Genomic DNA, 25528 nt, shown 5'->3' on the forward strand with positions numbered 1-25528 from the left:
CTTAACGATAAAAAATGAAAAATAACGGAAATAACAATTTCTAATACGTTAGTTCTATATATAATCATATATTTGGATTTAAAATTAATAGCAGCAAAATAGAGTATAATTAAACCTTTGGAGTTTGTATAAAACTATATTTAAAAGACTATTTGATTTATTTTTTGCCATTTTTGGTTTAATTATATTTTCGCCATTATTTTTAGTAATCACTACTTTTCTATTTATATCTAATAAAGGGAGCGTCTTTTTTCTTCAAAAAAGGCCAGGGGAAAATGAAGTTTTTTTTCATATCATTAAATACAAAACCATGAATGACAAAAAAGATAAAGAAGGTGTCTTATTACCTGATTCTGAAAGATTAACCAAACTTGGTCGAATATTAAGAAAAACATCTTTAGATGAACTTCCTCAACTCATAAATGTTCTAATTGGTAATATGAGTTTTATAGGACCTAGACCTTTACTAATACGCTATATACCTTATTATACCGAACTTGAAAGAAAGAGACATTCTGTTAAACCTGGTATTACTGGTTTGGCACAAATATCTGGTAGAAATTTATTAGACTGGAATAGCAGGCTAAAAAAAGATATCGAATATGTTGAAAACTTAAGCTTTTTGCTTGACTTGAGCATATTTCTTAAAACTATAAAAAAGGTAATAATATCAAAAGATGTTATTGCTGTTCCAAATTCAGTTATAGAAGATCTAGATGCAGAAAGAAAATAATATAAATTGGGCTATTTTAGTTACTGGTTGGGGAAGAAATGCTAAAGACACCATTGAAGCTTTTCAAAATGGAAAACTAAAAAAGTCCTCTATAAAATTAGTTGTATATGAAGCCGAACCTTGTGGGGCAAAAATGTTAGCCGAAAAATATCAAATAGAAACCCTTAAACTTATAAAGTCAGACTTTTCAAATTTAATCAGCTACCAAAAAGCACTAATTGAAGAAATAAAGAAAAGAGAAATTGACTATATATTTATGCTAAACTATAAATACTATATAAAGAAGGACATGTTACTTTCTTTCCCTAATAGAATTATCAATATTCACCCATCATTATTTCCTAGCTTTTTAGCAACAAAAACAGCTATACAAGATGCAATTGATTATGGCGTAAAAATAACAGGTATTACAACTCATATAATCGATCATAATATTGATCAAGGAATCATACTTTGCCAAAAAGCAATTAAGATCAAAGATAGAGATACGTTTGATTCATTATACAAAAAATTCGCAAAAGAAGGCATCATTATAATAATAAAAACCATACGTAAAATTGAAAAAGAGCATTTCAAAAATTTAAAAACATAGCCATTTTTAATAAAACAATTTGATGAATCAAGAAATAAAGGTTGAAGGTTTAACTAAAAAAATGTTGCAAGTTGCCGTTGATCGTAACATTTATTGGAAAAATGGGCTTGCTCCTTTGCCAAAGAGTAAAGCTCTGTGGTTATTGACAAACCCACGAATTGAAGAAGATGATTATTGTTGTTTAATAGCTAAGGAAGGCGAAAAAATGATTTCTTTCATTTACATGATTCCCGATTTTATGAACACTAAAAACAACTCAATCGAAAAAGTGTATTGGATGATTTTATGGTGGGTAAATCCAAAGTATAAAAAAACAGTTCTAGGGACTTATGCTTTTTTAGAAGCACTAAGATTGACTGATAATAAAATAATAATAAAATCATACGCTGAACATATTGGAGATTTTTATAAAAAACAACCTTTTACAGTTATTGCATCACGATTAAGGTATACCATATTTTTAAGTGTAGACCCTTCTATGGTAATTGGAAGGTTTAAGTTTTTAAAACCTTTTAAAGCTATTCTTGATAAATTTGATTATATAATAGCTTCAATTACAAATAAAATTAATTATAATAAATTTAAAAAAAGCACTAAAGACCTTGAATATCATTATATTAATGAATTAGATGAGGATGTTTGGAATTTTATCAAACCCTTATGTGAAAGTGATTTAATTTTAAAATCAAAAGAATATATAAATTGGCAAATAGATAATAGACAGTATACCCAATTTATTATACAAAAACAACAATATCAATCTTTAGGAACTGGTACTAGTACTAACATACATATACACAATTTAAAAATTATTAATAACAAAAAAATAATAGGCTTTTTATCTTATGTAATTAATTACAATGAATTCAATGTAAAGTATTTTTTAGTTGAAAAAGAAGAAAATTATGATTTATGTGTAAATGCTTTGATTGAAAATTTTATAAAAAAGAAAGCTAAATTTATATTTACCGATGATACTAAACTAGCAGAAAACATAAAAACACGTTTTTTAACCATTTTTACCCATAAAGTTGTAAAAAAAGGATTAGCCCACAATAGTTTAAGATTGAATATGGAAAAAGTAAATCTTTTAAATAGAGACGGTCATTTTTATTAATAATTTGACTATATAATAATGGAATTTATAAAAAGCATACAGAAATCAATAGAAAAAAATGCAGAGCATAACTCACTATGTATCAGTAATATTTATTTTACATATAAAGATTTTGAAATTGAAGTTAGAAAAATCAGGCAAGCTATTGTAAACACCATTGAAGAAAACGAAAAGTTAATTGGCTTAGTTACTAATGATGATATTCAGACATATGCCAGTATTGTTGCACTTTGGTTAGAAGGAAAAGCTTACGTGCCTGTAAACCCAGAAACACCCTTAGACAGAAACCATCATATTTTTGAATTAACAAAAACCAAGTATGTCATTGATTCTTCAAAAGAATCCATTTATAATGATTACAAAGTCATCAATTCAAGTATTCTAGAAGACCTCCACCCTAGCCTAAGTCCAAAAGATTTCTCAGGAGAGCATTTAGCATATATTTTATTCACTTCAGGTACAACTGGTGTGCCAAAAGGAGTCCCTATTACATTTAATAATGTACAAGCTTTGGTAAATGCCGTAGATTCAGAGCCAGAATTTAATCTAAATAATACAGACAGATGTCTTCAAATGTTCGAGTTAACGTTTGATTTTTCTGTTGTTACCTATTTATTTCCTTTGTTGGCAGGGTCATGTATGTATACCATACCAAAAGGAGCTATAAAATATTTTTATGTTTTCAAACTTATCAAAGAGAAAGCACTAACAGTTCTTACTATGGTACCGTCAATAATTAATTACTTACGTCCTTATTTTCCAGAAATCAATGAAGAATCTGTAAGGTATTGTAGTTTTGGAGGCGGTGCCCTACATAGTGATATAGCAAAAGAATGGAGTGAATGTTTACCTAATTGTAAAATATTTAACTATTACGGACCAACTGAGTTTACTGTTTATAGCGGCTTTTATCCCTACCATAAAGATACGCATACAAAAGCCTATAATGGCATAATTGCCATTGGAACACCTCAAAAAGACACGCTATACCTTGTTGTAAACGAAAATAATGAAGAAGTTTCTATTGGTAAAACAGGAGAACTTTGCTTAGGAGGTCCACAAATAACACCAGGATATTGGAAAAATGAAGAAAGAAATAAACAAAGTTTTTTTGTTAGAAACGAAAATGGTAAAGATATAAGGTATTACAAAACAGGGGATTTATGCATAAAGGATAAGGACAATAATTTTCTTTATGTGGGTAGAGCTGATTTTCAAGTAAAAATTAGAGGGTATCGTGTCGAGCTATCAGAAATTGAATTTCATGCCAAATCAAAATCTGAAAAAAAAGTCAATATAGTTGCTTTAGATATTAATAATAAACTTGGTAATGCCGAACTAGGATTGGCTATTGAATCTGAACCTTTTGATACCTCATATATTTTTGAGTATATGAAAACTAAAATGCCAAATTATATGATTCCGATGCATGTCAGGTTCATAAAAAATTTTCCACACAGTATTAACGGTAAAATTGATAGAAAAGAATTAAAAAAACATTTCGATATAAAATAAAACTTATGAGTAGAGAAGAAATTTTAACAAAAGTCACTAAAGTATTTTCAGGAGTATTAGAGCATAATAATTTTGAACTTACAAATACAACAACAGCAGAAGATGTTGATGGTTGGGAATCAATTACACATATGATGATTATTACTGAGATTGAAAAAACCTTTGATATTAAATTTAAGTTAATGGATCTAATGAATATGGACAGTGTTGGGGATTTATTAAACACTATTGAAACAGAATTGTCAATAAATTAGTAACTTCATCATTATTAACCCTCTCCCCAAAAAATAATAAAGGTGAAAAAAATAGTAATTATTGGCGCATCAGGTCACGCGAAAGTTATAATCGATATCATTGAAAAACGAAATGAGTATCAAATTATTGGACTTATTGATTCTTACAAAAATGCTAATCAAAAAATAATGGGTTATAGCATTTTAGGAAAAGAAGATTTAATACCAGAGTTGATAGAAAAAGAAAAAATTGTTGGAGGGGTTATCGCTATTGGAGATAATTGGTCAAGAAATAAAGTGAGGGATATTATTAAAAAAGTTGCTCCAGAATTTAAGTTTTTACCAGCTATACACCCAAACGCAATTTTATGTAACAATATAAAAATAGAACCTGGCGTCGTTATAATGGCTGGGGCAATAGTAAATACTGAAGCTAAAATAGCCCCCTTTTGTATTTTAAATACAAATTCGTCTTTAGGACACGATAGTATTATGCATAGCTTTTCCAGTTTGGCTCCCAACGCAACCATTGGCGGGAATGTTAGCATAGGCGAATTTTCGGCAGTGTCTATAGGAGCAACGATTATTCAGGATATAAACATAGGGACGCATACTGTTATTGGGGCTGGAACTTTAGCTCTGGAAGATATAGGAAATAACCTTCTAGTATATGGTGTACCAGGAAAAAAGATTAGGGATAGACAAATAGGAGAACCATATTTAGCAAAATAATATGTTTTTTAAACAAATAAGAATTATTTAATGTACTCATTATTTTTTAAACATTTTCTGGACTTTTTAATTTCAGTAATAGGCTTAATCGTTTTATCTCCGCTGATTTTAATTATTATAATGGTATTAATCTTTACCAATAAAGGTAAACCCTTTTTTTTACAGCAAAGACCAGGCAAAGACGGAAAGCTTTTTAAGATTATAAAATTTAAAACGATGACGGATTTAAATCCGAATTCTAAAAAGGGTGAGCATAGCCTTAGTCGTGTTACAAAGCCAGGAGCTTTTATAAGAAAATATTCGTTAGATGAAGTTTTACAGCTTGTCAATGTTTTAAAAGGAGATATGAGTATCATTGGCCCGAGACCTTTATTGGTAGAATATTTACCATTATATAACGATGTTCAAAAAACAAGACACCATGTTAGACCAGGTATTACTGGATGGGCACAAGTAAAAGGAAGGAATGCATTAAGTTGGGATCAAAAATTCGGATATGATGTATGGTATGTAAAGAATTTAAGCTTAAGCTTAGATGTGAAAATTTTTTTCCTAACAGTTCTCAAAGTTATTAAAAAAGACGGGGTTAATACTAATGAAAATATGACTATGCCTACATGGAAAGGTAATTAAGGTATAAAAATGTTTACAAAATTCGATTAATAAAAGAATCAACCTATAAAATGAAAAATAAAGTAAGAATATATGGTGCTGGTGGTCACTCTCAAGTAATAAAAGAAGTTTTAGAGATTAATAATTATATAGTCACAGATACTTTTGATGACAAGCCAGAAGGTGTTCACCATGCCTCTAAAAATGTTGCTGGTGGCGCTAGAAAAAACCTAAACACTTTTCCTCATGAAGGCGATCCTGTAATTATAGCTGTTGGAATAAATGCGGAACGTGCAGAAATTGCTGGTTTTCTAAATTGTACTTATGAGAAAGCGATTCATCAATCGGCCATTATTTCAAATACGACAAAAATTGATGAAGGTACCGTGGTGTTCGCAGGCGCTATTATTCAACCCAACACTTCTATCGGGAAACATGTCATTATAAATACTGGTGCAAGTGTTGATCATGATAACGTTATTGGTGATTATGCCCATATCTCTCCTAAAGCAGCCTTATGTGGTCATGTAGAAGTTGGAGAAGGATCTCATGTAGGTGTTGGCGCTGTAGTAATACCAAAAGTAAAAATTGGTAAATGGTGTACTATTGGTGCCGGAACGATTGTATTAAAAGATGTCCCTGATTATTCAACTGTTGTTGGAAATCCAGGAAAAGTAATAAAAACTAAAAAGTAGAGTTAAGTTGGAAACACATAAAAAAATATCAGATATTACATTTATTGGTTCTGGGATTTCAACCTCTTTCAGTATTATAAATTTTTTGGATCAGATCAATAATGAAGTTCATGTTGATAGTAAAATATCCATCAGCATTATTGAAAAATATTCTGAATTCAACATTGGTATTCCATACGGTACGAGATCTGGCTTCTCAACCCTTTTAATAACTTCTTTGAGGAATTTTTTAATAGAACCAGAACTTGGTTTGTTTATAAAGTGGCTCAATAAAAATAAAACTTGGCTTTTAAATGAATTTGAAAAAGAAGGGGGTGCATTATCTAAAAAATGGCTTTTAGATAATGAAGAAAAGATCAGTAATAATAACTGGGAAGATCTTTTTATCCCACGACGCTTTTTTGGCTGCTATATTAATTTAAGAGTTAACAATAAAATAAAAGAACTTACAGAGAAAGGACTTGTTAATGTTAACTTCGTTACTGGAGAAGTAATAGATCTAGATAAAAACAAATCCAACTATAAAATATTTCTAGAGAACGGTACAGAAATAAGTGCTAAAAAAGTAGTCTTATCTGTGGGGTCATTGCCAATAAATTATCTATGGAGAAACAAGGATCTCATCGAAGAGAAAAACTTGCTGTTTGTTAATAATCCTTATAAACCAGAATTAAAAGTTATTCTAGAAAAGGTAGAGAATTTTATTAATAACAGAGATGGGGAAGTAACAAATGTACTAATCGTTGGGGCTAATGCTAGTGCTTTAGAATTAATCTATAAGCTTAACGATTATACAAAAAACAAGCATAATGAAACTAATTTCACTTTCCTTTCAACACATGGTACGGTTCCTGATGCTGTAATTGATTTCGAAAAACAGAAAGAGTTTGTTCCAAATCATTTAAATGAATTAAAAAAAGAGAAAAAAATAACGGCTAAAGCGATAGCTGAAGCGACTTTTAAAGATCTGGATTCTGCCGATCAAATTAACTTGGGAGCAGCATCTACGGTTGAAATAATTTCAAAATATTTTGGGGTCTTACTTGAAACCCTCAGCTCAAAAGAGCTTAAAAAATTCGCTTGCAAGTATGGCAATCAAATAGGAAGAAGGCAACGTTGTGCAGGTTTACACTACTCAAATGTTATAACAGGGTTAGAAAAAGAAAATAGGTTTGAACATATACGAGGCCGATTCAATGATTTAGTGGAATCAGACGCTAATGGGAATTATAGTTTGAAATATCTGGATACTTCCACAAAAAAGGAAAAAACACATGATAAACATTTTCATTTAGTTGTTAATTGTGTTGGAAGCAAAAATTTAGATAAAGATGACATTCCAGCAATACACCAAAATTTAATAAGAAAAGGTTACTGTATTCCTAATGAATCTAAAATTGGATTCCATGTAAACGATTCACTAGAAGCTAGTAAAGACCTCTACATTATGGGACCTATGTTAGCAGGAAATGTCATAGAAAAAAAACCTATATGGCACGTAGAACACTGTGGAAGAATTATAGGGCTATCTAAAATTTTATCAAAAATTATAGCTGATGACTTATTTAAGCCCAAGAATTACAAACCAAAAGATTATAAGTTAGTAGTTAATAATTTAGATAATGATTTAGATATCATTAAATATAAAAAATTATTAAAGGAGAATTGGAATAATAATATTTACTATGCCTATGATCATTTAAAGTATTTTGAAAAAAATAAAAGTACTTTAAAATATTTTCTATTTGAAGTTAATGGTTTTCCTAAAATATTAATGCCCATTATTTTACGGATAGTAAAATCAAAAGAAACTAATTCGGAATACTTTGATGCTATTACGCCTTATGGATATAATGGACCACTATATAATGATGCCACTGAATTAGATTTAAAAGAGTTCTGGAAAGCTGTAGATAATTGGTACAAAAAGAACAATGTCATCACTGAGTTTATTAGATTTAGTTTAAACAAAAATTATCTGGGTTATACAGGGTTGTTGATCAATTCACTTTCGAATGTAAAAGGTATACTTTATAATGATTTTGAAAAACAATGGGATGCGTTTTCATCCAAAGTAAGAAATAATTACCGTAAAGCTATTTCATTTAAATTGGGATTGAAAATTTTTAATAATACTGATATTAATGAGGATGTAATCAAGATTTTTTTCGACATTTATACCGAAACCATGGTAAGGCATAATGCCAAAAAAATATATTTTTTCTCTTTAGAGTATTTCAAGAACTTAATTCTTAACAATGTTGATGAGTTTGCTATCGCTATGGCTTATCAGGGTGATATCCCTGTTTCGGCCGAACTCATCATAAAAAACGGCACCACATTCTTTGCTTTTCTAGGAGGAACAGATTCTAATTATTATAACCAGAGACCTAATGATTTTTTAAGGGTAGAAATTATTAAATGGGCTATCAAAAATAATTTTAAACAATACATACTCGGTGGAGGATTGAAAAATAATGATGGATTATATAAGAGTAAAAAAGCACTTTTCCCTAAAGATGAAGATGTAACATTTTATACTGGTAGGAAAATAATTGATTATAAAGCCTACGACAAGCTCTGTGAAAACCATATGGATGATTATGCTAATATCCATGAAGAGGAATTAAAAAATTACTTTTTTCCATTATATCGATTTAATAATAGATAAAAACATATAAGCCCTAGCCTCCCCTATAATGACTAAAAAAAATAGCGATTTCTTTTTTGAATATTATGAAAAAAGTAACATTCCAGATACTTTTAATGAGGTTTTGCATGTACAAGAACAAAAAACTTTTATTAATTCTAATTATGATGTAGACAAAAATTTAGATATTATTAATTCTATATTTTTTGTGCCAAATTATATTGTTCCCAAAATTGATAGTAAACTCTTTAATATAAAAAAAGTTACTCAATTCTTCAAGGGGTATACCATTTTATTGGATGGATTTGCCTCTGTTGATGAATATTTGAAATTCCGATTCAAAAAAAATGCTAAATCTATTCTCAAAAGAGTTAAAAGGTTAGAGTTGTGTTTTCCTGTTAGCTACCAGTTTTATTATGGAAATATTTCTGAGGATGATTATGATCTTTTAATGAACACGCTTAAAAAGATGATCATAAATAGGTTTAAACAAAGAGATGATGTTAGTCAAAACCTTCTAAACTGGGATCATTATCATAAAATATTTTTTAATTTAATTAATGAAAAAAAAGCATCCCTTTTCGTCATTAAAAATGATACAGAGCCCATATGCATATCTATAAGCAATCATTATAACGGAAAGTTATTTAGTTCTGTGTCTTCATACGATATCGATTATGGTAAATTTAGTTTAGGAAATATTGAAATCTATAAAAAATTAGAATGGTGTATTGAAAATGGGCATAATGCTTATGAAATGGGTATGGGGGATTTAAGCTATAAGCGTGAGTGGTCTAATAATATATATAATTTCGAACATCAAATTATATATCCCAAGAAATCATTTTTTGTAATTATACTGGCAAACATTGAATACCTTAAAGTATTAACCAAAGAAGAGATATACAAAATAGCATATGTGAAATATAAAGCTTGGAAAGCAAAACGTAAAAAACCAAAACCTTTTCTGGCAAAATATACTACATCAAAATTTGATAGTGAATCAAACATTGAAAATTTAATAGTAGTAGATGTTAATTTAGAAAATTATCATTTTTTAAGAAAACCTTTTTTCGATTTCTTGTATTCAAACATGGAAAATATTAATACTGTAACGGTATATGAGGTTTCAAAACACACAAAAACATATTTAATCGTTGGAAAAACAAACAGGCAACAAGTTATTTTTATATAATTATATAACCAATTTTAAATAGATGTAGCAGGAATTAAACTCAAAGCATGGGACGTAAATTAATAGCAAATTTAAAGGTTATCCATAAAAAAACAGAATGGCACAATACGCTAGATGATATTGGCTATTATGATTTTTATCACACTTATGATTATCATTATTTATCTAAATTACATGATGAAAAAGCTGTTTTGCTTAAATATACTGAAGGAAATAAAGTTATCTGTTTTCCTTTCTTGATAAGAAAAATTAACGATACAGATTATTTTGATGCCACATCTGTATATGGATATGCAGGTCCTTTACAAAAGAATCTTGATAAAAATTTTGACAACAACCTCTTTTCAAAAGCACTAAACAATTATTTTGTTCAGGAAAATATTATTTCGGTCTTTTCAAGGTTAAACCCATTTATTCATAATCAAGAACTCATATTAAAAAATATAGGTAAAATAAAAGAACTAGGTAATGTAGTTAATATCGATTTAACCCTACCTCTGGAAAAACAACGTGCATCCTATTCTAAAATTACGAAACGTTACATAAATAAATGCAGAAAACAATGCCATGTAGTAAGAAGTAATTGTCCGTCAGATATAGACAGTTTTGTAAATCTATATTATGAAAATATGGATCGTGTTAACGCAAAAGAAAATTATTATTTTTCAAAGGACTATTTTTTAAAATTTGTAACCAGTAATGACTATGAAACGGATATCTTATTTGCGGTTTTAAAAGATACAAATGAAATCATTTCTTCTGCACTGATGGTAAAAACAAATAACGTTGTTCAATATCATCTTTCCGGAACCAAGGCTGAATTTTTAGACCTTTCCCCTATTCGCTTGCTAATTGATGAAATGAGAATTATTTCTAAAAATGAAAATAAAACTTTTTTTAACCTTGGGGGAGGATTAGGCAATTCTGATGATGGGCTGTTTAGGTTTAAATCTTCATTTTCTAAAGACTTTAAACCTTTTAAAATATGGAAGCATATAATAAACAAAAAAGTCTATGATAGCTTAGTAGAAGAATACGTACCTCCAGGTTGTGATTTCGATTTTTTCCCACTATATAGATGCAATAGATTGTAAATAGCAATGAAATGACAATTATTGCTTTACATAATCAGCTATTAATTCTGCGATTATTTCCCTACCATGATTGTTCCAATGCCTATCATATATCAATGTTGTAGGTGATTTAGAAGTATTTAAAGGCTTGTACATGTCAATGTATTTAAAATTGTTGCTATGTAGATAATCTAAAAATAATTTAGGTGTAATTTTGGTATCTAAAAGAAATACAAAGCGTTCTTTGTCATAACCATACTTATCGATTAGACTTTTAAAGTTTTTGATATAAGTACGATGCTTTGCCTCAATATCTTCTTCTGTTATAACTTTCTCCGGAACTAATTTCTGCTTTTTTCCAAAAGATGCAAGCTTACCTGCCAGCTTCCATAAAGGTTCCAATACGCCTATATTTTGAGTATAAACCAAAAGTTTAATTTCGCGTGCCTTTTTATATAAAGGAGATTCTAAATGCATCCTATCTTGGACAACTTGATACTCCCCTCTTAGCAAATCATTTTCAAACTTCAGCCCCAGAACAACATAATCTATTTTATCAAAAGTTTCCTTATAAGCACTAATTAAATGCAATTGATCTGCTAAATCATAACCAGCATACCCATATTCGTAAACCTCAATACCTGCTACCCTATTTTCAATCTTTTTACCTATGGAATTATAATAATTTTGATGAAACCCTTCAATAAAAGAATCACCAACCAGCGCAATCTCTTTTTTTTCTTTAGTAGGTACAAACTCTCTGTATGAATTATAACCAGACTTGTTTATATAAAATTTAGAAAAATTTTGTCGTCGATTCCCCGTTACAGAATAACCTTCTTGGTTTGGCACCCACTTTTCTACTTTATGTTTATCGATAAATCGTGAAGGATTATCTTTTGCTAAATGAAAAACACGAACAATAACCTCCAAGGCTATTAAAATCAAAATAGCATATAAAACAGTTTTTAAAAATAATTTTTTCATCTTAGTTAAAATTGAAAATAAATAAATGACCTGTCAATATTACTATCATAAAATAGAAGCATACCCAAAATAACTACAGTATAAACAATAAACCTAACTATTTTAGATTTAAATTTAAACGGAGAGCGTTCATCTTTTCTAATACGGTATTCATATAAAACAAACAATGCTATAAGGATATAATAATCAATCATTCTATATCCCATCGGGTGATTATATACTTCATAAGTGAAATTAGATAATATTCTCTTTATAAATGCAAATGCATCTGTAATCGATTCCGATCTAAAAAATATTCTAGAAAATGTAACAATAGAAAATGTAAGTAATACTTGCCCTATTTCAACTAAAGAAGGAAAGAATGTATTCTCCCCTACTACACTGTTTTTATACATAGTATTTCTTCCCATTAAAAAAACAGGAATAAATGCTAAAGCGTGAAATGCACCCCAGAAAATAAAGGTCCAATTTGCTCCATGCCAAAAACCACTAACCAAGAAAATAATAATAATATTTCTAACAGATTTTAGTTTACTTACTCTAGATCCGCCTAGTGGTATGTATACATAATGCCTGAACCAAGTAGAGAGAGAGACATGCCAACGTTGCCAATATTCAGCGACATTTCTAGAGAAATTTGGAAACTTAAAATTAGATTTTAATTCTATACCAAATAATTTAGCTGTACCAATAGCTATATCTGAATAACCACTAAAATCACCATATACTTGAAAACTAAATAAAGTAACACCTAAAATAAGAGTAGATGCGGGATACGAGGTGTAATTAGCAAAAATATCATCTACTATTGGAGCTAAAGCATCAGCTATAACAACTTTTTTAAATAATCCCCATAATATTAGTTTTAAACCACTAACAGATTGATCATAACTAAATTCCCTCTTATTAGTGATTTGAGAAAGCAAATTCGAAGCCCTTTCAATAGGGCCGGCGACTAACTGGGGAAAGAAACTTACAAAAGCGGCAAAAGACAGGAAATCTTTAGTGGGTTTGAGTTTGTTATAGTAAATATCAAAGGAATATGACATCGTTTGAAACGTATAAAAAGAAATACCTACAGGAAGTATAACATTTAAAGTCCATGTACTTTTTATTTGGTATCCAAACATGGAAAACATATCTATCCATGAGTCTACGAAAAAGTTGTAATATTTAAAAAAACCTAAAAGTCCTACGTTAAATAAAACACTAATCCAAAGCCATTGTTTTCTTTTTGATTGTTTTGTATGGGAATCTATCATAATCCCAACAAGATAATCTACCGTTGTACTTAATAGAATTAAAGAAAGAAACCTCCAATCCCACCAGCCATAAAAAATGTAGCTAACAACAAGTAAAAAAATATTTTGAATTTTAACATGCTTCTTAAAAAGAAGCCAATAAAGAACAAAGACTATGAAAAGAAATATAAAAAAATCTAAAGAGTTAAATACCATGTATTATTCAATTAAAATTTTGATAGTCGAAATATCGATAAATGTCTTACAACCCATTTGGAATATCAAAATTAATCTTTGAATTACATGATTATCATACCAATAACACAAAATGAGCTTTACACTTCATCGATATATATGATATCATAAAGTTGATATGTCGAAATAATTGATCAATTAATCTAAGTAATATGATTATAGGGGTATAACATTAGTAATTTTGATATTTTTATCCAGTAGAAATAAAGTTTTACACTATTTTCAAAACAAAACTATATAAAATGAATATAGTATCTGAGATATTAGACCAAAGTCAGCCTATTGAAGAAATATCATCCATAGATGCAACTTCTTTTAAAAAGGACTATTTTAAAAAGAAAAAGCCTGTCATCATAAAAGGGCTAGCCAAAGAATGGGAAGCTTCAAAAAAGTGGAACCTAGACTTTTTTCTGGGTCTTAAAGACGATAAGGATGTATACTTACTATCAGATAATTTTATTCAGGATGATAACAGATACAGGAAGGCATCCTTTAAAGACTATATAAAGCAATTAAAGGATGCCGAGGATACTAACAAAAATTTCAAAGATTATTTAACAACATTAGATATTTTTGAATATTATCCTGAGCTTAAAAATCATATTGATTTTTCTTTTTTTGAAAAGCACACAAAAGTAAATGATATAACAGCTTGGATTGGCCCAGCTGGAACCATATCCGGCTTTCATGCAGATACAGCTAATAATGTATATGCTCAAATAAGAGGAAAAAAAATGTTCATAATTTCTTCAACAAAATTTAATAAAACGATGTACCCAAGTAGTAAGCACATTTACGGTGCTGTAGCTAGCGATGTTGATATTAATAATTTTGATAAGGATAAATTCCCTAAGTTTATGAAAAATGACTTTAAAAGTGTTATTCTAGAGCCAGGAGATGTGTTATTTGTACCGCAAAATTGGTGGCATTATGTGCAAGCCCTTGATTCTTCAATAAGCATTAGTAATTTTGGTTATACAAAATTTGAAGTTTATAGTTTAAAATTCAAAGAACGAATCATACAGTCTTTGCATAAAAGAGGCTATTATAAAGCTAATAACTGCTTCTGTTGTGAAAAAAGTTAATAACATAAAAAAGCTCTTTTGTTTAAAAGAGCTTTTTTATGTTATATGTTGCTATAAAAGAATTAATACAAGACTACATATTTTTAAATATAGAATGCATTAAACGTTTTTTATCATTTATACTTTCCTCTAAAGATATCATAGTTTCTGTCCTATATACACCTTCTATATCATCCAACAGAAAAATAACTTCTTTAGCATGCTCGGTACTTTTAGCTCTAATTTTACAGAAAATATTAAATTTTCCTGTAGTAATATGTGCTACAGTAACATATGGAATTTCATTGATGCGCTCTAAAACAAACTTAGTTTGAGACGTATTATTTAAATACACCCCTACATATGCTATAAATGAATAACCAAGCTTTTTATAATCTAGCATTAATGAAGAACCTTTTATAATTCCAGATTCTTCCATTTTCTTTACACGAACATGTACTGTACCTGCAGAGATTAATAGTTTCTTTGCAATGTCTGTAAATGGTATTCTTGTGTTATCAATTAACATATCAAGAATTTGGTGGTCGATTTCGTCTAATTTTATTTTCCCCATAATTAAGTATTCTTAAATAAAAAGTAAAATTAATACATTTTCATTAATAATTATGCATTATTCATATGTTTTATTTCGATATTAATGCGATTTTCTCATTATTTATTATTACGAAAACGTTTTCGTAATTGATTTCCACCAATTGATTGTCAATATTCAATACCTCAAAACCATTGGCATTGATTTCTTTATGCCCATAAAAAGCATCTAAATTTTCAATTTTTTCAATTTTAGGAATAAATTCAATTTTATTATCGATTAACTTTTCCTGGTATTGAATTGCTATGTCATTAATTTTTTCATTAGAATGACCAGAAACCTTAGCATTTCTTATAATGACATCGAAAAAACATTTTTCATTTTCTGGTATTTCTAAATAAGGTTTATAATCATCCCCTTTAACAGCATTATTAGCAATATAGTTTAACGATGAAATATATGAGATGTAAATAAGTTCTCGGGTAACTTCCCTCCCATAATCATCTTTATAATGACCCGCTTCAAATAAAATTGTTGGGATATTTTCATTTTGAAATGTATCCCCAACACAATTTAAATTAAATGCATCATCATATACCCCAACTTGATTAGGAATAACTTTTTGTAAAGCATTATTCATAATACTAATAACTTCCATAGCAACTTTTCTATTAGGAGTTATTGTACAGGCTTCATCTTGTGCAGGTGCTAAAAATGATACTGTTGCTGATTTATTGGTATTTCCAGTGCTAAAAATAGTTCGTTGGCCATGTAAATTAAAGCAAAAATGAGGTTTAAAAGATTCAAAGGTAGCTCTTAAAATTTTACTCTCTGGCTGAGATAAATTTTGAGCGTCTCTATTTAAATCAACCTTGTTAGCATTTATCCGCATGTAAGCCTCAGCGCCATCTGGATTTAGTATAGGTATAATATATAAAGTACAGGCTTCTAAAATGTTTTTGCAACTAGTATCTGAAACTAAAAGCGTGTTTAATAGGTCAAACAAAGCTTTAGTCGTGGTCGACTCGTTACCATGCATCTGTGACCACATTAAAATTCGCTTTTTTCCTTCACCAACTTTAAATCCGTAAATAGGCTTGTTTAAAACCGATTTACCAATGGTTTCCATAGCAATATATTCTTTTAGGTTGTTTAAGAGAGGCTCTATGTGCTTGTTGGTTATATAACGGTGTGATAAGTTGGTTTCTTTATGTTTTAAAAACAAAGATTTTATTTCTTCTACTTGCATGCTGTTTTTTTATGTTGACAAAGTTAAACAATTACTTATTCACAAATGTAAACACTTGAAATAAACCAAATGTTTACATTTTTATACAGCTTTTTAGCAAATATGTTACAGTTGTTTACTGAAATATTATTTATATTATTTAAATAACATAAAATACTAATAATTAGTATTTTAATTATTAGTATATAAAGTAAATATATAAATAATACTCCATATAATCTTAGAGATACTCTGTGATTTCAAATAAATTAATTACATTTGTAAAAACAACAACACAACACAGTTTACAATGATAAACACAGGTGATTTTGTAAACAGATTGCAAAAAATAATGGATTACTATGGGGAATCTGCTTCCTCTTTTGCTGAGAAAATTGGTGTACAGCGTTCAAGTATTTCTCATATATTATCTGGTAGAAATAAACCCAGCTTAGACTTTATCTTAAAAACCCTTTCATCCTTTCCAGAAGTTGATTTATATTGGCTATTAAATGGCAAAGGAGATTTTCCCTCAAAAAGTAACCTTAAAGAGCCTAAACCCAATCCTGAAAAAGAAACAGATCTTTTCTCTATAAATGAAAAATTGCCAGTTAAAACGCCTAATGATAAGGACATTGAGCGTATTGTTATTTTTTATTCTGACGGAAGTTTTAAAAACTTTGAGAATTAGTACAATTCTTTAGTAAATTTGCGCCTAAATTTATTATATGAAATTTTTATTCCTAATACTTTTATTAAGTGTTGTTAGTTGTTATGAAACAACTCGTGATTGTAAGGACTATAAAACTGGGGAATTCTATAGTGAAGTAATTATTAATGATGAACTATTTACATCTAAATTCAAAAGAACAAACGAGTTGCAGGTTGAAGTTTACAATAATAAAATTGATTCGTCTAAATTACGTTGGATTAATGACTGCGAAGTTATTTTTAAAACAATCAAACCTAAAAACATGGCGGAACAAAAAGATATTCATTTAAAAATTTTAACAACAACAGATTCTTCTTATACTTATGAATATTCCTATGTAGGCGAAACGAAAAAGCAAAAAGGTATTGCCTACAGAGTTAAGTAAACACTATCTGTCAAATGGATATAAGAAATACTCAACTAGATTAAATTTAAGCTGTTTATCTTCAGTTATCTCATACGTTAAAAAGATTTCTCCCCAATACTCACCATCGGAAAAATCAGCAATTATCCATTTATGATTTAACATTTTCACAGTATTAATCATCATCTTTCTACCTTCACTAGCCACATAAGGCACAATAGGATGCTCTCCTTTAACTTCATTTAACTTGTAAAGTTCATCTTTTATAAAAGGAATCAATTCAGATATATTATAACCATCATTTTCAAAATAACTAATGGCATCTTCATTTCTATCTAAATTAAAATGCGAAAGCTTCAAAATATCATCTTGTAAAACCGCTACCGAATCTTTGTATTTTTCTAATGCTGTTTTTTGAGTAGTGAGCTTATTATTAATATCTTCAAATACCCGTTTTGAATTTACATACTGAAATAAGACCAATAATGCCGCAAAAACGAACAAATACATAAAAATTCTTTGTTTCATACTTTTTAATTTAAATTGTTATTTCTAAATCATCATATGCTAAAAAAACATTCTCAGGTAACATTTTCTCTACATCTTCATGAAACCCAAGTAAATGACTAATATGGGTTAAGTAAGCCTTTCCCGGTTTTACTTTGTTAATAAACTGCAATGCCTCTTCTAAATTAAAATGTGAACGATGCGAATCTATTCTTAAAGCATTGACAACTAATATTTTTACACCTATAATTTTTTCAATCTCCTTATCTGAGACCGTTTTCATATCGGTTAAATAAGCAAAATCATTAAACCTATAACCAAATACCTGTAGCTTGTCATGCAAACCATTAACAGGGACTACTTTCATATTTTTTAATTTAAATGATTTATTTTTTACTCGATTGGTAATTACAGTTGGAGCTCCTGGGTATTTGTTTTTTGTAGCAAAAATATAATCAAACCGTTTTCGCAATGATTTTAATACACGCTTATGCGCATAAATAGGAATATCGCCTTGCTTAAAATAAAAAGGCCTAATATCATCCAGCCCCAATACATGATCGGAATGTTCATGAGTAAAAACAATACCATCAATTCTATCACATTCAGCTCTTAGCATTTGATATCTGAAATCCGGTCCACAATCAATCACATACGTATAATTATCCCAAGCCACTAAAACAGAAACACGCAATCTTTTATCTTTAGAATTTGTGCTTAAACAAACAGGATGCTTGCTTCCAATAATTGGAATACCTTGAGATGTTCCTGTTCCTAAAAAAGTTACTTTCAACTGCGTTAAGTTTTGCACAAAAATAGCGTTATTTTTTTGTTTACTATACATATTTAATACCTTTGTAGCAGGACAAACAACCAGTAAATAATATGGAAATAACCATAAAGGGTGATAAAGAATTTAATGATGTTCCTTCGTTGAAATCGAAGGCACTTCGTATTAATTTAAACGAAAATATCTACGGAACATTTGCAGAAATTGGGGCAGGTCAAGAGACTTGTCGTCATTTTTTTAGAGCTGGTGGGGCTTCAGGAACCATTGCAAAAGCAATGTCTGCTTATGACAAGGATTTTAGTGATGCTGTTTATGGAGCTGAAGACGACGGACGTTATGTAACGGAAGCCCGTTTAAGAAAGATGCTGAGCCATGAAATGGATCTCATGGAAACAAGGCTAACAAGAGAAAAACATCCAAATAAAATATTTTTCACATACGCTAACACTGTTGCTACAATAGACTTTGCGAAGCAATTCAAAGGTCATGGATGGGTTGGTATTAAATATCAAGTTGAAGCTACTGGTGATTACAATGAGATTCTTTTACATCTTAGATTTAAAGAAACAGATGCGCGCTTACAGCAAGAAACACTTGGTGTATTAGGTACAAATCTTATATATGGTGCGTTTTATAAATATAACGAACCTAAAAAATTGCTGCGCTATTTATACGACCATTTAGACAAAGATCAATTAGAAATTGACACTATCAATTTTTCTGGACCAGCTTTTCAAAATATTGATAACCGCTTAATGAGTTTACAACTTGTTAAAAATGGTATGACTGATGCTGTAGTGTTTGGCCCTGATGGAACAAATGTGCTTCCTGCAAGAGTTTTTTACAAAAAGAACATTTTAGCCCTACGAGGTAGTTTCAGACCTGTAACTAAGGTAAATATGGCTATGTATGAGAAGTCGTACGAAATGTTTATAAAAGAAAGCAAAGTTAATCCTGATAAAACCGTAGTCGTTTTTGAAATTACACTATCTAATTTAAGAGCAGAAGGAGAAATTGACGAGCAAGATTTTATAGATAGAGCAGATTTATTATGCTCTCTAGGACAATCTGTTATGATTTCTAACTTCCAGGAATACTTTAGGGTTGTTGAGTACTTTTCTAATTACACCAAAGCCAGAATGGGATTAGCTATGGGGGTTAGTAATTTGGTTGATATTTTTGATGAAAAATACTATCGCCATATCAGTGGCGGCATCCTTGAGGCATTTGGTAAATTATTTTTCAAAGACTTAAAGGTTTACCTATACCCAATGTTAGATCATGAAACTGGAGAATTAATTAATAGTGAAAATTTAAAAGTATATCCACGTATGAAAGAATTATATAAATTCTTTAAATACAATGGAAAGGTAATCGACATAGAAGATTACGACAAAAGCATCATGAGTATATTCTCTCGCGAAATTTTACGTATGATTTCTGAAGGTGAACGCGGATGGGAAGATATGGTGCCAGAAGGCACGGCAGACTTAATTAAAGATTATCGTTTATTTGGGTATACCAGAAAACCTTTAACCCTATCTAAACGTAAATAGATAATTACAGCTAGTTTTATAATATCAAAACCTAAAATGTCATTCAGAGCGTAGCGAAGAACCTCATAAATAAAGCATAAGATTCTTCGCTACGCTCTGAATGACATGCTTTTAGGCAGGCTTTTTTATTCTAATATTTGGGCTGCATGTATTTTCGCTTTTACTTTATCGATAACTTTTTCAATCACTCCTTCTTCGTTAATAACGAAAGTAATACGGTGGATACCATCAAAAGTGCGTCCCATAAATTTTTTCTCTCCCCAAACACCAAAAGCATTAATAACGTCCTTATCAACATCTGCTAATAACGGATATGGAAAATTAAATTTCTTTTTAAAATTTGATTGTTTCTTTTGAGTGTCCGCGCTAACGCCTAAAATCTCATAACCCTTTTCTTTCAAGACAGTATACTCATCCCGTAAATTACAAGCTTCTACTGTACATGTTGGGGTATTCGCTTTTGGATAAAAGAAAACCACTAATTTTTTACCTTTAAAATCTGATAATTTAACCGTATTTCCTAGCTCGTCTAAAGCTTCAAAATTTGGTGCCTTATCTCCTACTTTTAATGTGTTCATATTTTATAACTTTGTTATTGCTAAAATACAAACGAATGACCAAACAAGAAAGAGTAAACTTTGTTATTAATACACTTTATAAACTTTATCCGGAAATCCCTATTCCTTTAGATCATAAAGACCCTTACACCTTATTAATAGCAGTATTAATGTCTGCGCAAAGCACTGATGTAAGGGTTAATAAAATCACCCCTTTACTATTTGAAAGAGCAGACAACCCGTATGATATGGTCAAGCTTTCGGTAGAAGAAATAAGAGACATTATAAAACCCGTTGGCTTATCTCCAATGAAAAGCAAAGGCATTCACGGCTTATCGGAAATACTTATAAAAAAACATAATGGCAAAGTACCACAAAGCTTTGAAGCACTTGAAGCTTTACCAGCCGTTGGACATAAAACAGCCAGTGTTGTTATGTCTCAAGCCTTTGGAATCCCTGCTTTTCCTGTAGATACGCACATTCATAGGTTAATGTATCGTTGGAATTTAAGTAATGGTAAAAATGTTGTACAAACAGAAAAAGACGCAAAAAGATTGTTCCCAAAAGAATTATGGAATGACTTACACCTTCAAATTATTTGGTATGGTAGAGAGTATTCACCTGCACGAGGCTGGAACCTAGATAAAGATATTATCACAAAAACAATTGGCAGGCAATCTGTTATCAATGAATATAATAAATTAAAAAAGTCCTGATAAAAATATCAGGACTTTTTGAAAACTTAGTTTAGAAGCGCTTCAAACTTCAATTTATTATAATTTATAACACTTAAAGCCTTAGAATAATTTAGAAGAAAATTAATTGTTTCTTCTTTAGGTTCACGTTCATTTAAATTTTTAATAGAATTTTCAGAGTAAATTTTTGCCATTTTATCGATTTAAATATTAATTCAAATAATAAACGTAGCAAAATTTACTTTATTGTATTAGTTCGTTAAAACAATATTATGCTTTTCAATAATTTTTCTCAAATTTATTAAGGCATAACGCATTCTACCAAGAGCTGTGTTAATACTAACACCCGTTCTATCTGATATTTCTTTAAAACTCATGTCGTTATAGATACGCATCAATAACACTTCCTTCTGATCTTCCGGAAGCTCATCTACCAAACGTCTTACATCACTTTCAACCTGTTCTTTAATAATACTTTTTTCAGCATTTAAACTAGTATCGCTTAAAACAGAAAAAATACTAAACTCTCCTGCGTTATCAAATTTTGGCATTCTTTTGTTTTTTCTAAAAAAATCAATAACCAAATTATGGGATATACGCATGACCCATGGTAAAAATTTACCTTCTTCATTATAAGAGCCACGCTTAAGAGTTCTAATAACTTTTATAAAAGTATCTTGAAAAATATCTTCAGCAACATCTTTATCATAAACTTTAGAATAGATAAAGCTGTAAATTTTTTGTTTGTGTCTGGTAATAAGTATTTCTAAAGCACTTTCGTTACCTTTAATATAGTTGCTAACTAGATTAGCATCAGAAATTAATTCGTATTGCATAATAATTACTTTTAGTGCATCGAAGAGGACTTCTTTGCTTGGGGTTACATGTTTAAAAGTAATGTTCTGCTATAGGCGAGAGTTAAAATTTAGGTTAATATTGAATTCAAATATAACAACAATAAACTCGAAAAAACAAAAAAACAATCGCTTTTTTTAATATTTATTTACAGTACAATGCATTTTTTATGCTGCAATAGTTATAGTATCTTTGCGAAATTATTCCTTTAAAAAGCCTATGAATACTAATATTTCTGAAGTAGACCCTAAAGAAAACATCATCATTAAAGGTGCAAAATTGCATAACTTAAAAAATATTGATGTCGTTATACCCAGAAACAAATTGGTGGTCATTACAGGGCTATCTGGCTCTGGAAAATCTAGTTTAGCCTTCGATACGCTATACGCAGAAGGCCAACGTCGTTACGTTGAAAGCTTATCAAGTTATGCACGTCAATTTTTGGGCCGACTAAATAAACCCAAAGTAGATTATATAAAAGGAATCGCCCCAGCCATAGCTATTGAACAAAAGGTAAATTCAACAAACCCAAGATCTACTGTTGGCACTACTACAGAAATTTACGATTACCTAAAACTATTATTCGCAAGAATTGGTAAAACCTACTCACCTATTTCTGGTCATGAAGTAAAAAAAGACACAGTAACTGATGTTTTAAATTATTTAAAAACATTTCCCGAAAGAGAAAAACTACTACTGCTCGCTCCTATTCATTTAGAAGAAGGTCGAAGTGTGCAAGATAAACTCAAGGCCTTACAACAACAAGGTTATGCTCGAATTAAAATAAAAGATACGGTTATTCGTATTGATGAAATTGACACACTATCAGATACAGAAAATATATTATTAGTTGTTGATAGAATTATTGTTAAAGATGAAGAAGATTTTCTTAATCGATTAGCAGACGCTATACAAACAGCCTTTTTTGAAGGTAAAGGTGAATGTATAATAGAAATTTTAAGCAGCCACGAGCAACGTGTTTTTAGTAATAGATTTGAATTGGATGGTATTAATTTCTTAGAGCCGAACGTACATTTATTTAGCTTTAACAACCCATACGGCGCTTGCCCTAAATGCGAAGGCTATGGGGATATTATTGGTATTGATGATGATTTAGTAATACCAAACACTGGACTTTCTGTTTATGAAAATGCTATTTTTCCATGGCGAGGAGAAAGTATGAGTTGGTATAGAGATCAACTAGTAAACAATTCCCATAAATTTGATTTTCCTATTCACAAACCGTACTTTGAGCTAAGTGATGCTCAAAAACAACTCATTTGGAACGGAAATCAATATTTTGAAGGATTGAATTCATTTTTCGCTGAATTAGAATCAAAAGCCTATAAAATTCAAAACCGTGTCATGTTATCTCGCTACCGCGGAAAAACAAAATGTAAGGCATGTAATGGTAAACGCTTGCGTTCTGAAGCAAATTATATAAAAATTGGAGGTGCCACTATTACAGATTTGGTAGAAATGCCTTTAGATAAATTAGCGGCGTTTTTTCAACAGCTAGAATTAAGTGATTACGACACGCAAATTGCTACCAGACTACTAAAAGAAATTAATAATAGATTATCGTTTCTAGCAAATGTTGGTTTAGACTATTTAACACTTAATAGAAAATCAAATACCCTATCTGGAGGCGAGAGTCAACGTATCAATTTAGCCACATCTTTAGGAAGTAGTTTAGTAGGATCTATGTATATTTTAGACGAACCTAGTATTGGATTGCATCCCAAAGATACAGAACGTTTAATTTCTGTATTAAAATCACTGAGAGACTTAGGAAACACAGTTATTGTAGTTGAGCATGATGAAGATATAATGATAGCTGCAGATAATATAATAGATATAGGTCCTGAGGCAGGAACTTTTGGGGGTCATGTAGTTGCAAATGGTAAATATGCAGATATTTTGGCATCAGAATCTTTAACCGCTCAATATTTAAATGAGTCATTAAAAATTGAAGTGCCAGAAAAACGAAGAACCTCAAAATACTACGTAGATATCAAGGGAGCTCGTGAAAATAATTTAAAAAACATTGATGTTCGCTTTCCGCTAGGCATGTTAACCATAATAACCGGGGTTTCTGGTAGTGGAAAAAGCACATTAGTTAAAAAAATATTATACCCTGCATTACAAAAAAAACTAACCGATTTTGGAGATAAACCAGGCCAATTTAGCAGTTTAGATGGTAATTTTAGTAATATCAAACATATTGAGTTTGTAGACCAGAACCCTATTGGTCGTTCTTCACGCTCTAACCCCGTGACCTACATAAAAGCTTATGACGACATAAGAGCGTTATTTTCAAAACAGAAATTAAGCACCATAAGGAATTATCAGGCAAAGCATTTTTCTTTTAATGTAGATGGCGGACGTTGTGAAACTTGCAAAGGAGAAGGTGAAGTGACCATTGAAATGCAGTTCATGGCCGATGTACATTTAGAATGCGAAACCTGTAAAGGGAAACGCTTTAAAAAAGAAGTGCTTGAGGTGACTTTTGGAGATAAAAGCATTGATGATATTTTAAATTTAACTATAGATGATGCTATTGAGTTTTTTGATAATCAGAAACAAGCCAAAATCAAAAACAAACTTCAACCCTTACAAGATGTCGGCTTAGGTTATGTGACTTTAGGGCAAAGCTCTTCTACCCTTTCTGGTGGTGAAGCACAGCGTATAAAACTAGCATCCTTCTTAGGTAAAGGAAACAAGAAAGATAAAGCACTTTTTATTTTTGACGAACCGACTACAGGCTTGCATTTTCATGACATTCAAAAACTCCTAAAATCTTTTAATGCTTTAATTGATAATGGGCATTCTATTATAGTGGTAGAACACAATTTAGAACTTATCAAATGTGCTGATCATATTATAGACTTAGGTCCTAAAGGTGGAGAAACTGGAGGAAACCTCGTTACCTCAGGAATTCCTGAAGACATTATTAAAGTAAAAGCGTCTGAAACTGGAAAATATTTAAAAGATAAGCTTTAGCCTCCATAAAATAT

At 30.1% G+C, this 25528-nt stretch carries 26 protein-coding genes; 17 read left to right on the top strand and 9 right to left on the bottom strand.

The genetic code is table 11. The annotated features are described in order from the left end of the window. Window positions 1-124 precede the first annotated feature (124 nt). Genes Q4Q34_RS17470 through Q4Q34_RS17520 form a run of 11 tightly spaced genes read left to right on the top strand, consistent with a single transcriptional unit; the run spans window position 125 to window position 11168 of the window. Window positions 125-733 (top strand): sugar transferase, encoded by a 609-nt coding sequence (locus Q4Q34_RS17470; RefSeq protein WP_303317705.1) that lies wholly within the window; start codon window positions 125-127, stop codon window positions 731-733. Next, on the top strand, window positions 717-1325 hold the full coding sequence (locus Q4Q34_RS17475; RefSeq protein ID WP_303317706.1) for a formyltransferase family protein: 609 nt from the start codon (window positions 717-719) through the stop codon (window positions 1323-1325). The genes Q4Q34_RS17470 and Q4Q34_RS17475 overlap by 17 nt, the downstream gene beginning before the upstream one ends. A 22-nt stretch (window positions 1326-1347) precedes the next feature. Next, window positions 1348-2442: a hypothetical protein gene (locus Q4Q34_RS17480; RefSeq protein ID WP_303317707.1), complete on the top strand. Its 1095-nt coding sequence runs from the start codon at window positions 1348-1350 to the stop codon at window positions 2440-2442. A gap of 18 nt (window positions 2443-2460) precedes the next feature. After that, window positions 2461-3957: an AMP-binding protein gene (locus Q4Q34_RS17485; RefSeq protein ID WP_303317708.1), complete on the top strand. Its 1497-nt coding sequence runs from the start codon at window positions 2461-2463 to the stop codon at window positions 3955-3957. A gap of 5 nt (window positions 3958-3962) precedes the next feature. After that, complete coding sequence (locus Q4Q34_RS17490; RefSeq protein ID WP_303317709.1) at window positions 3963-4211, top strand: acyl carrier protein; 249 nt, start codon at window positions 3963-3965, stop codon at window positions 4209-4211. Between the two features lie 42 nt (window positions 4212-4253). After that, window positions 4254-4922, top strand: coding sequence for an acetyltransferase (locus tag Q4Q34_RS17495; RefSeq protein WP_303317710.1), 669 nt, complete (start codon window positions 4254-4256; stop codon window positions 4920-4922). A gap of 30 nt (window positions 4923-4952) precedes the next feature. Further along, the gene (locus Q4Q34_RS17500) at window positions 4953-5555 is read left to right on the top strand and encodes a sugar transferase (protein WP_303317711.1); all 603 of its coding nucleotides are present in this window, start codon (window positions 4953-4955) and stop codon (window positions 5553-5555) included. 50 nt (window positions 5556-5605) lie between these two features. Further along, window positions 5606-6229, top strand: coding sequence for an acetyltransferase (locus Q4Q34_RS17505; protein WP_303317712.1), 624 nt, complete (start codon window positions 5606-5608; stop codon window positions 6227-6229). Between the two features lie 7 nt (window positions 6230-6236). Then, a complete protein-coding gene (locus Q4Q34_RS17510; RefSeq protein ID WP_303317713.1) occupies window positions 6237-8900 on the top strand; it encodes a GNAT family N-acetyltransferase in 2664 nt (887 codons plus the stop codon). A gap of 28 nt (window positions 8901-8928) precedes the next feature. Next, a complete protein-coding gene (locus Q4Q34_RS17515; protein WP_303317714.1) occupies window positions 8929-10074 on the top strand; it encodes a GNAT family N-acetyltransferase in 1146 nt (381 codons plus the stop codon). 47 nt (window positions 10075-10121) lie between these two features. Then, window positions 10122-11168: a peptidoglycan bridge formation glycyltransferase FemA/FemB family protein gene (locus Q4Q34_RS17520; RefSeq protein WP_303317715.1), complete on the top strand. Its 1047-nt coding sequence runs from the start codon at window positions 10122-10124 to the stop codon at window positions 11166-11168. Between the two features lie 18 nt (window positions 11169-11186). On the opposite strand, the gene Q4Q34_RS17525 is transcribed toward Q4Q34_RS17520, so the two are convergent. Further along, window positions 11187-12134 carry a hypothetical protein gene (locus Q4Q34_RS17525; RefSeq protein WP_303317716.1) on the bottom strand — a complete coding sequence of 316 codons (948 nt, stop codon included), beginning with the start codon at window positions 12132-12134 and terminating at the stop codon, window positions 11187-11189. A 5-nt stretch (window positions 12135-12139) separates the two neighbouring features. Next, window positions 12140-13396 (bottom strand): MBOAT family O-acyltransferase, encoded by a 1257-nt coding sequence (locus Q4Q34_RS17530; RefSeq protein WP_330444555.1) that lies wholly within the window; start codon window positions 13394-13396, stop codon window positions 12140-12142. Between the two features lie 476 nt (window positions 13397-13872). Here Q4Q34_RS17530 and Q4Q34_RS17535 point away from each other — a divergent pair, with 476 nt between their 5' ends. Then, entirely contained in the window at window positions 13873-14715 is an 843-nt protein-coding gene (locus Q4Q34_RS17535; RefSeq protein ID WP_303317718.1) for a cupin-like domain-containing protein, read from the top strand. Between the two features lie 73 nt (window positions 14716-14788). Here Q4Q34_RS17535 and Q4Q34_RS17540 read toward each other — a convergent pair whose 3' ends face one another. Beyond that, a complete protein-coding gene (locus Q4Q34_RS17540) occupies window positions 14789-15268 on the bottom strand; it encodes an Lrp/AsnC family transcriptional regulator (protein WP_303317719.1) in 480 nt (159 codons plus the stop codon). Window positions 15269-15338: 70 nt separating this feature from the next. Continuing rightward, complete coding sequence (locus Q4Q34_RS17545; protein ID WP_303317720.1) at window positions 15339-16496, bottom strand: M14 family metallopeptidase; 1158 nt, start codon at window positions 16494-16496, stop codon at window positions 15339-15341. A 289-nt stretch (window positions 16497-16785) separates the two neighbouring features. Between Q4Q34_RS17545 and Q4Q34_RS17550 the strand changes: the two genes are divergently transcribed. Together Q4Q34_RS17550 and Q4Q34_RS17555 are read left to right on the top strand one after the other, a co-directional pair. Continuing rightward, window positions 16786-17166, top strand: a complete 381-nt coding sequence (locus Q4Q34_RS17550; RefSeq protein ID WP_303317721.1) for a helix-turn-helix domain-containing protein — start codon at window positions 16786-16788, stop codon at window positions 17164-17166. A 37-nt stretch (window positions 17167-17203) separates the two neighbouring features. Further along, a complete protein-coding gene (locus tag Q4Q34_RS17555; protein WP_303317722.1) occupies window positions 17204-17572 on the top strand; it encodes a DNA topoisomerase IV in 369 nt (122 codons plus the stop codon). A 3-nt stretch (window positions 17573-17575) separates the two neighbouring features. Here the strand turns inward: Q4Q34_RS17555 and Q4Q34_RS17560 are convergent, their stop codons facing one another. Further along, window positions 17576-18079, bottom strand: a complete 504-nt coding sequence (locus Q4Q34_RS17560; protein ID WP_303317723.1) for a hydrolase — start codon at window positions 18077-18079, stop codon at window positions 17576-17578. 10 nt (window positions 18080-18089) lie between these two features. After that, window positions 18090-18851, bottom strand: coding sequence for an MBL fold metallo-hydrolase (locus tag Q4Q34_RS17565; protein WP_303317724.1), 762 nt, complete (start codon window positions 18849-18851; stop codon window positions 18090-18092). A 92-nt stretch (window positions 18852-18943) separates the two neighbouring features. Between Q4Q34_RS17565 and Q4Q34_RS17570 the strand changes: the two genes are divergently transcribed. Continuing rightward, window positions 18944-20404 carry a TonB-dependent receptor gene (locus tag Q4Q34_RS17570; protein ID WP_303317725.1) on the top strand — a complete coding sequence of 487 codons (1461 nt, stop codon included), beginning with the start codon at window positions 18944-18946 and terminating at the stop codon, window positions 20402-20404. Between the two features lie 125 nt (window positions 20405-20529). Here the strand turns inward: Q4Q34_RS17570 and bcp are convergent, their stop codons facing one another. Further along, window positions 20530-20982 (bottom strand): thioredoxin-dependent thiol peroxidase, encoded by a 453-nt coding sequence (gene bcp / locus Q4Q34_RS17575; protein ID WP_303317726.1) that lies wholly within the window; start codon window positions 20980-20982, stop codon window positions 20530-20532. Between the two features lie 35 nt (window positions 20983-21017). On the opposite strand from bcp, the gene Q4Q34_RS17580 reads away from it, so the two are divergent. Continuing rightward, window positions 21018-21677, top strand: coding sequence for an endonuclease III domain-containing protein (locus tag Q4Q34_RS17580; protein ID WP_303317727.1), 660 nt, complete (start codon window positions 21018-21020; stop codon window positions 21675-21677). Window positions 21678-21703: 26 nt separating this feature from the next. Here Q4Q34_RS17580 and Q4Q34_RS17585 read toward each other — a convergent pair whose 3' ends face one another. Both Q4Q34_RS17585 and Q4Q34_RS17590 read right to left on the bottom strand, forming a co-directional pair. Next, window positions 21704-21850: a hypothetical protein gene (locus Q4Q34_RS17585; RefSeq protein ID WP_303317728.1), complete on the bottom strand. Its 147-nt coding sequence runs from the start codon at window positions 21848-21850 to the stop codon at window positions 21704-21706. A gap of 57 nt (window positions 21851-21907) precedes the next feature. Beyond that, window positions 21908-22492, bottom strand: a complete 585-nt coding sequence (locus Q4Q34_RS17590; RefSeq protein ID WP_303317729.1) for an RNA polymerase sigma factor — start codon at window positions 22490-22492, stop codon at window positions 21908-21910. A 238-nt stretch (window positions 22493-22730) separates the two neighbouring features. Here Q4Q34_RS17590 and uvrA point away from each other — a divergent pair, with 238 nt between their 5' ends. Next, the gene (uvrA, locus tag Q4Q34_RS17595; RefSeq protein WP_303317730.1) at window positions 22731-25514 is read left to right on the top strand and encodes an excinuclease ABC subunit UvrA; all 2784 of its coding nucleotides are present in this window, start codon (window positions 22731-22733) and stop codon (window positions 25512-25514) included. Window positions 25515-25528 lie beyond the last annotated feature (14 nt).

The sequence above is a fragment of the Flavivirga abyssicola genome (assembly GCF_030540775.2).
GTDB lineage: Bacteria > Bacteroidota > Bacteroidia > Flavobacteriales > Flavobacteriaceae > Flavivirga > Flavivirga abyssicola.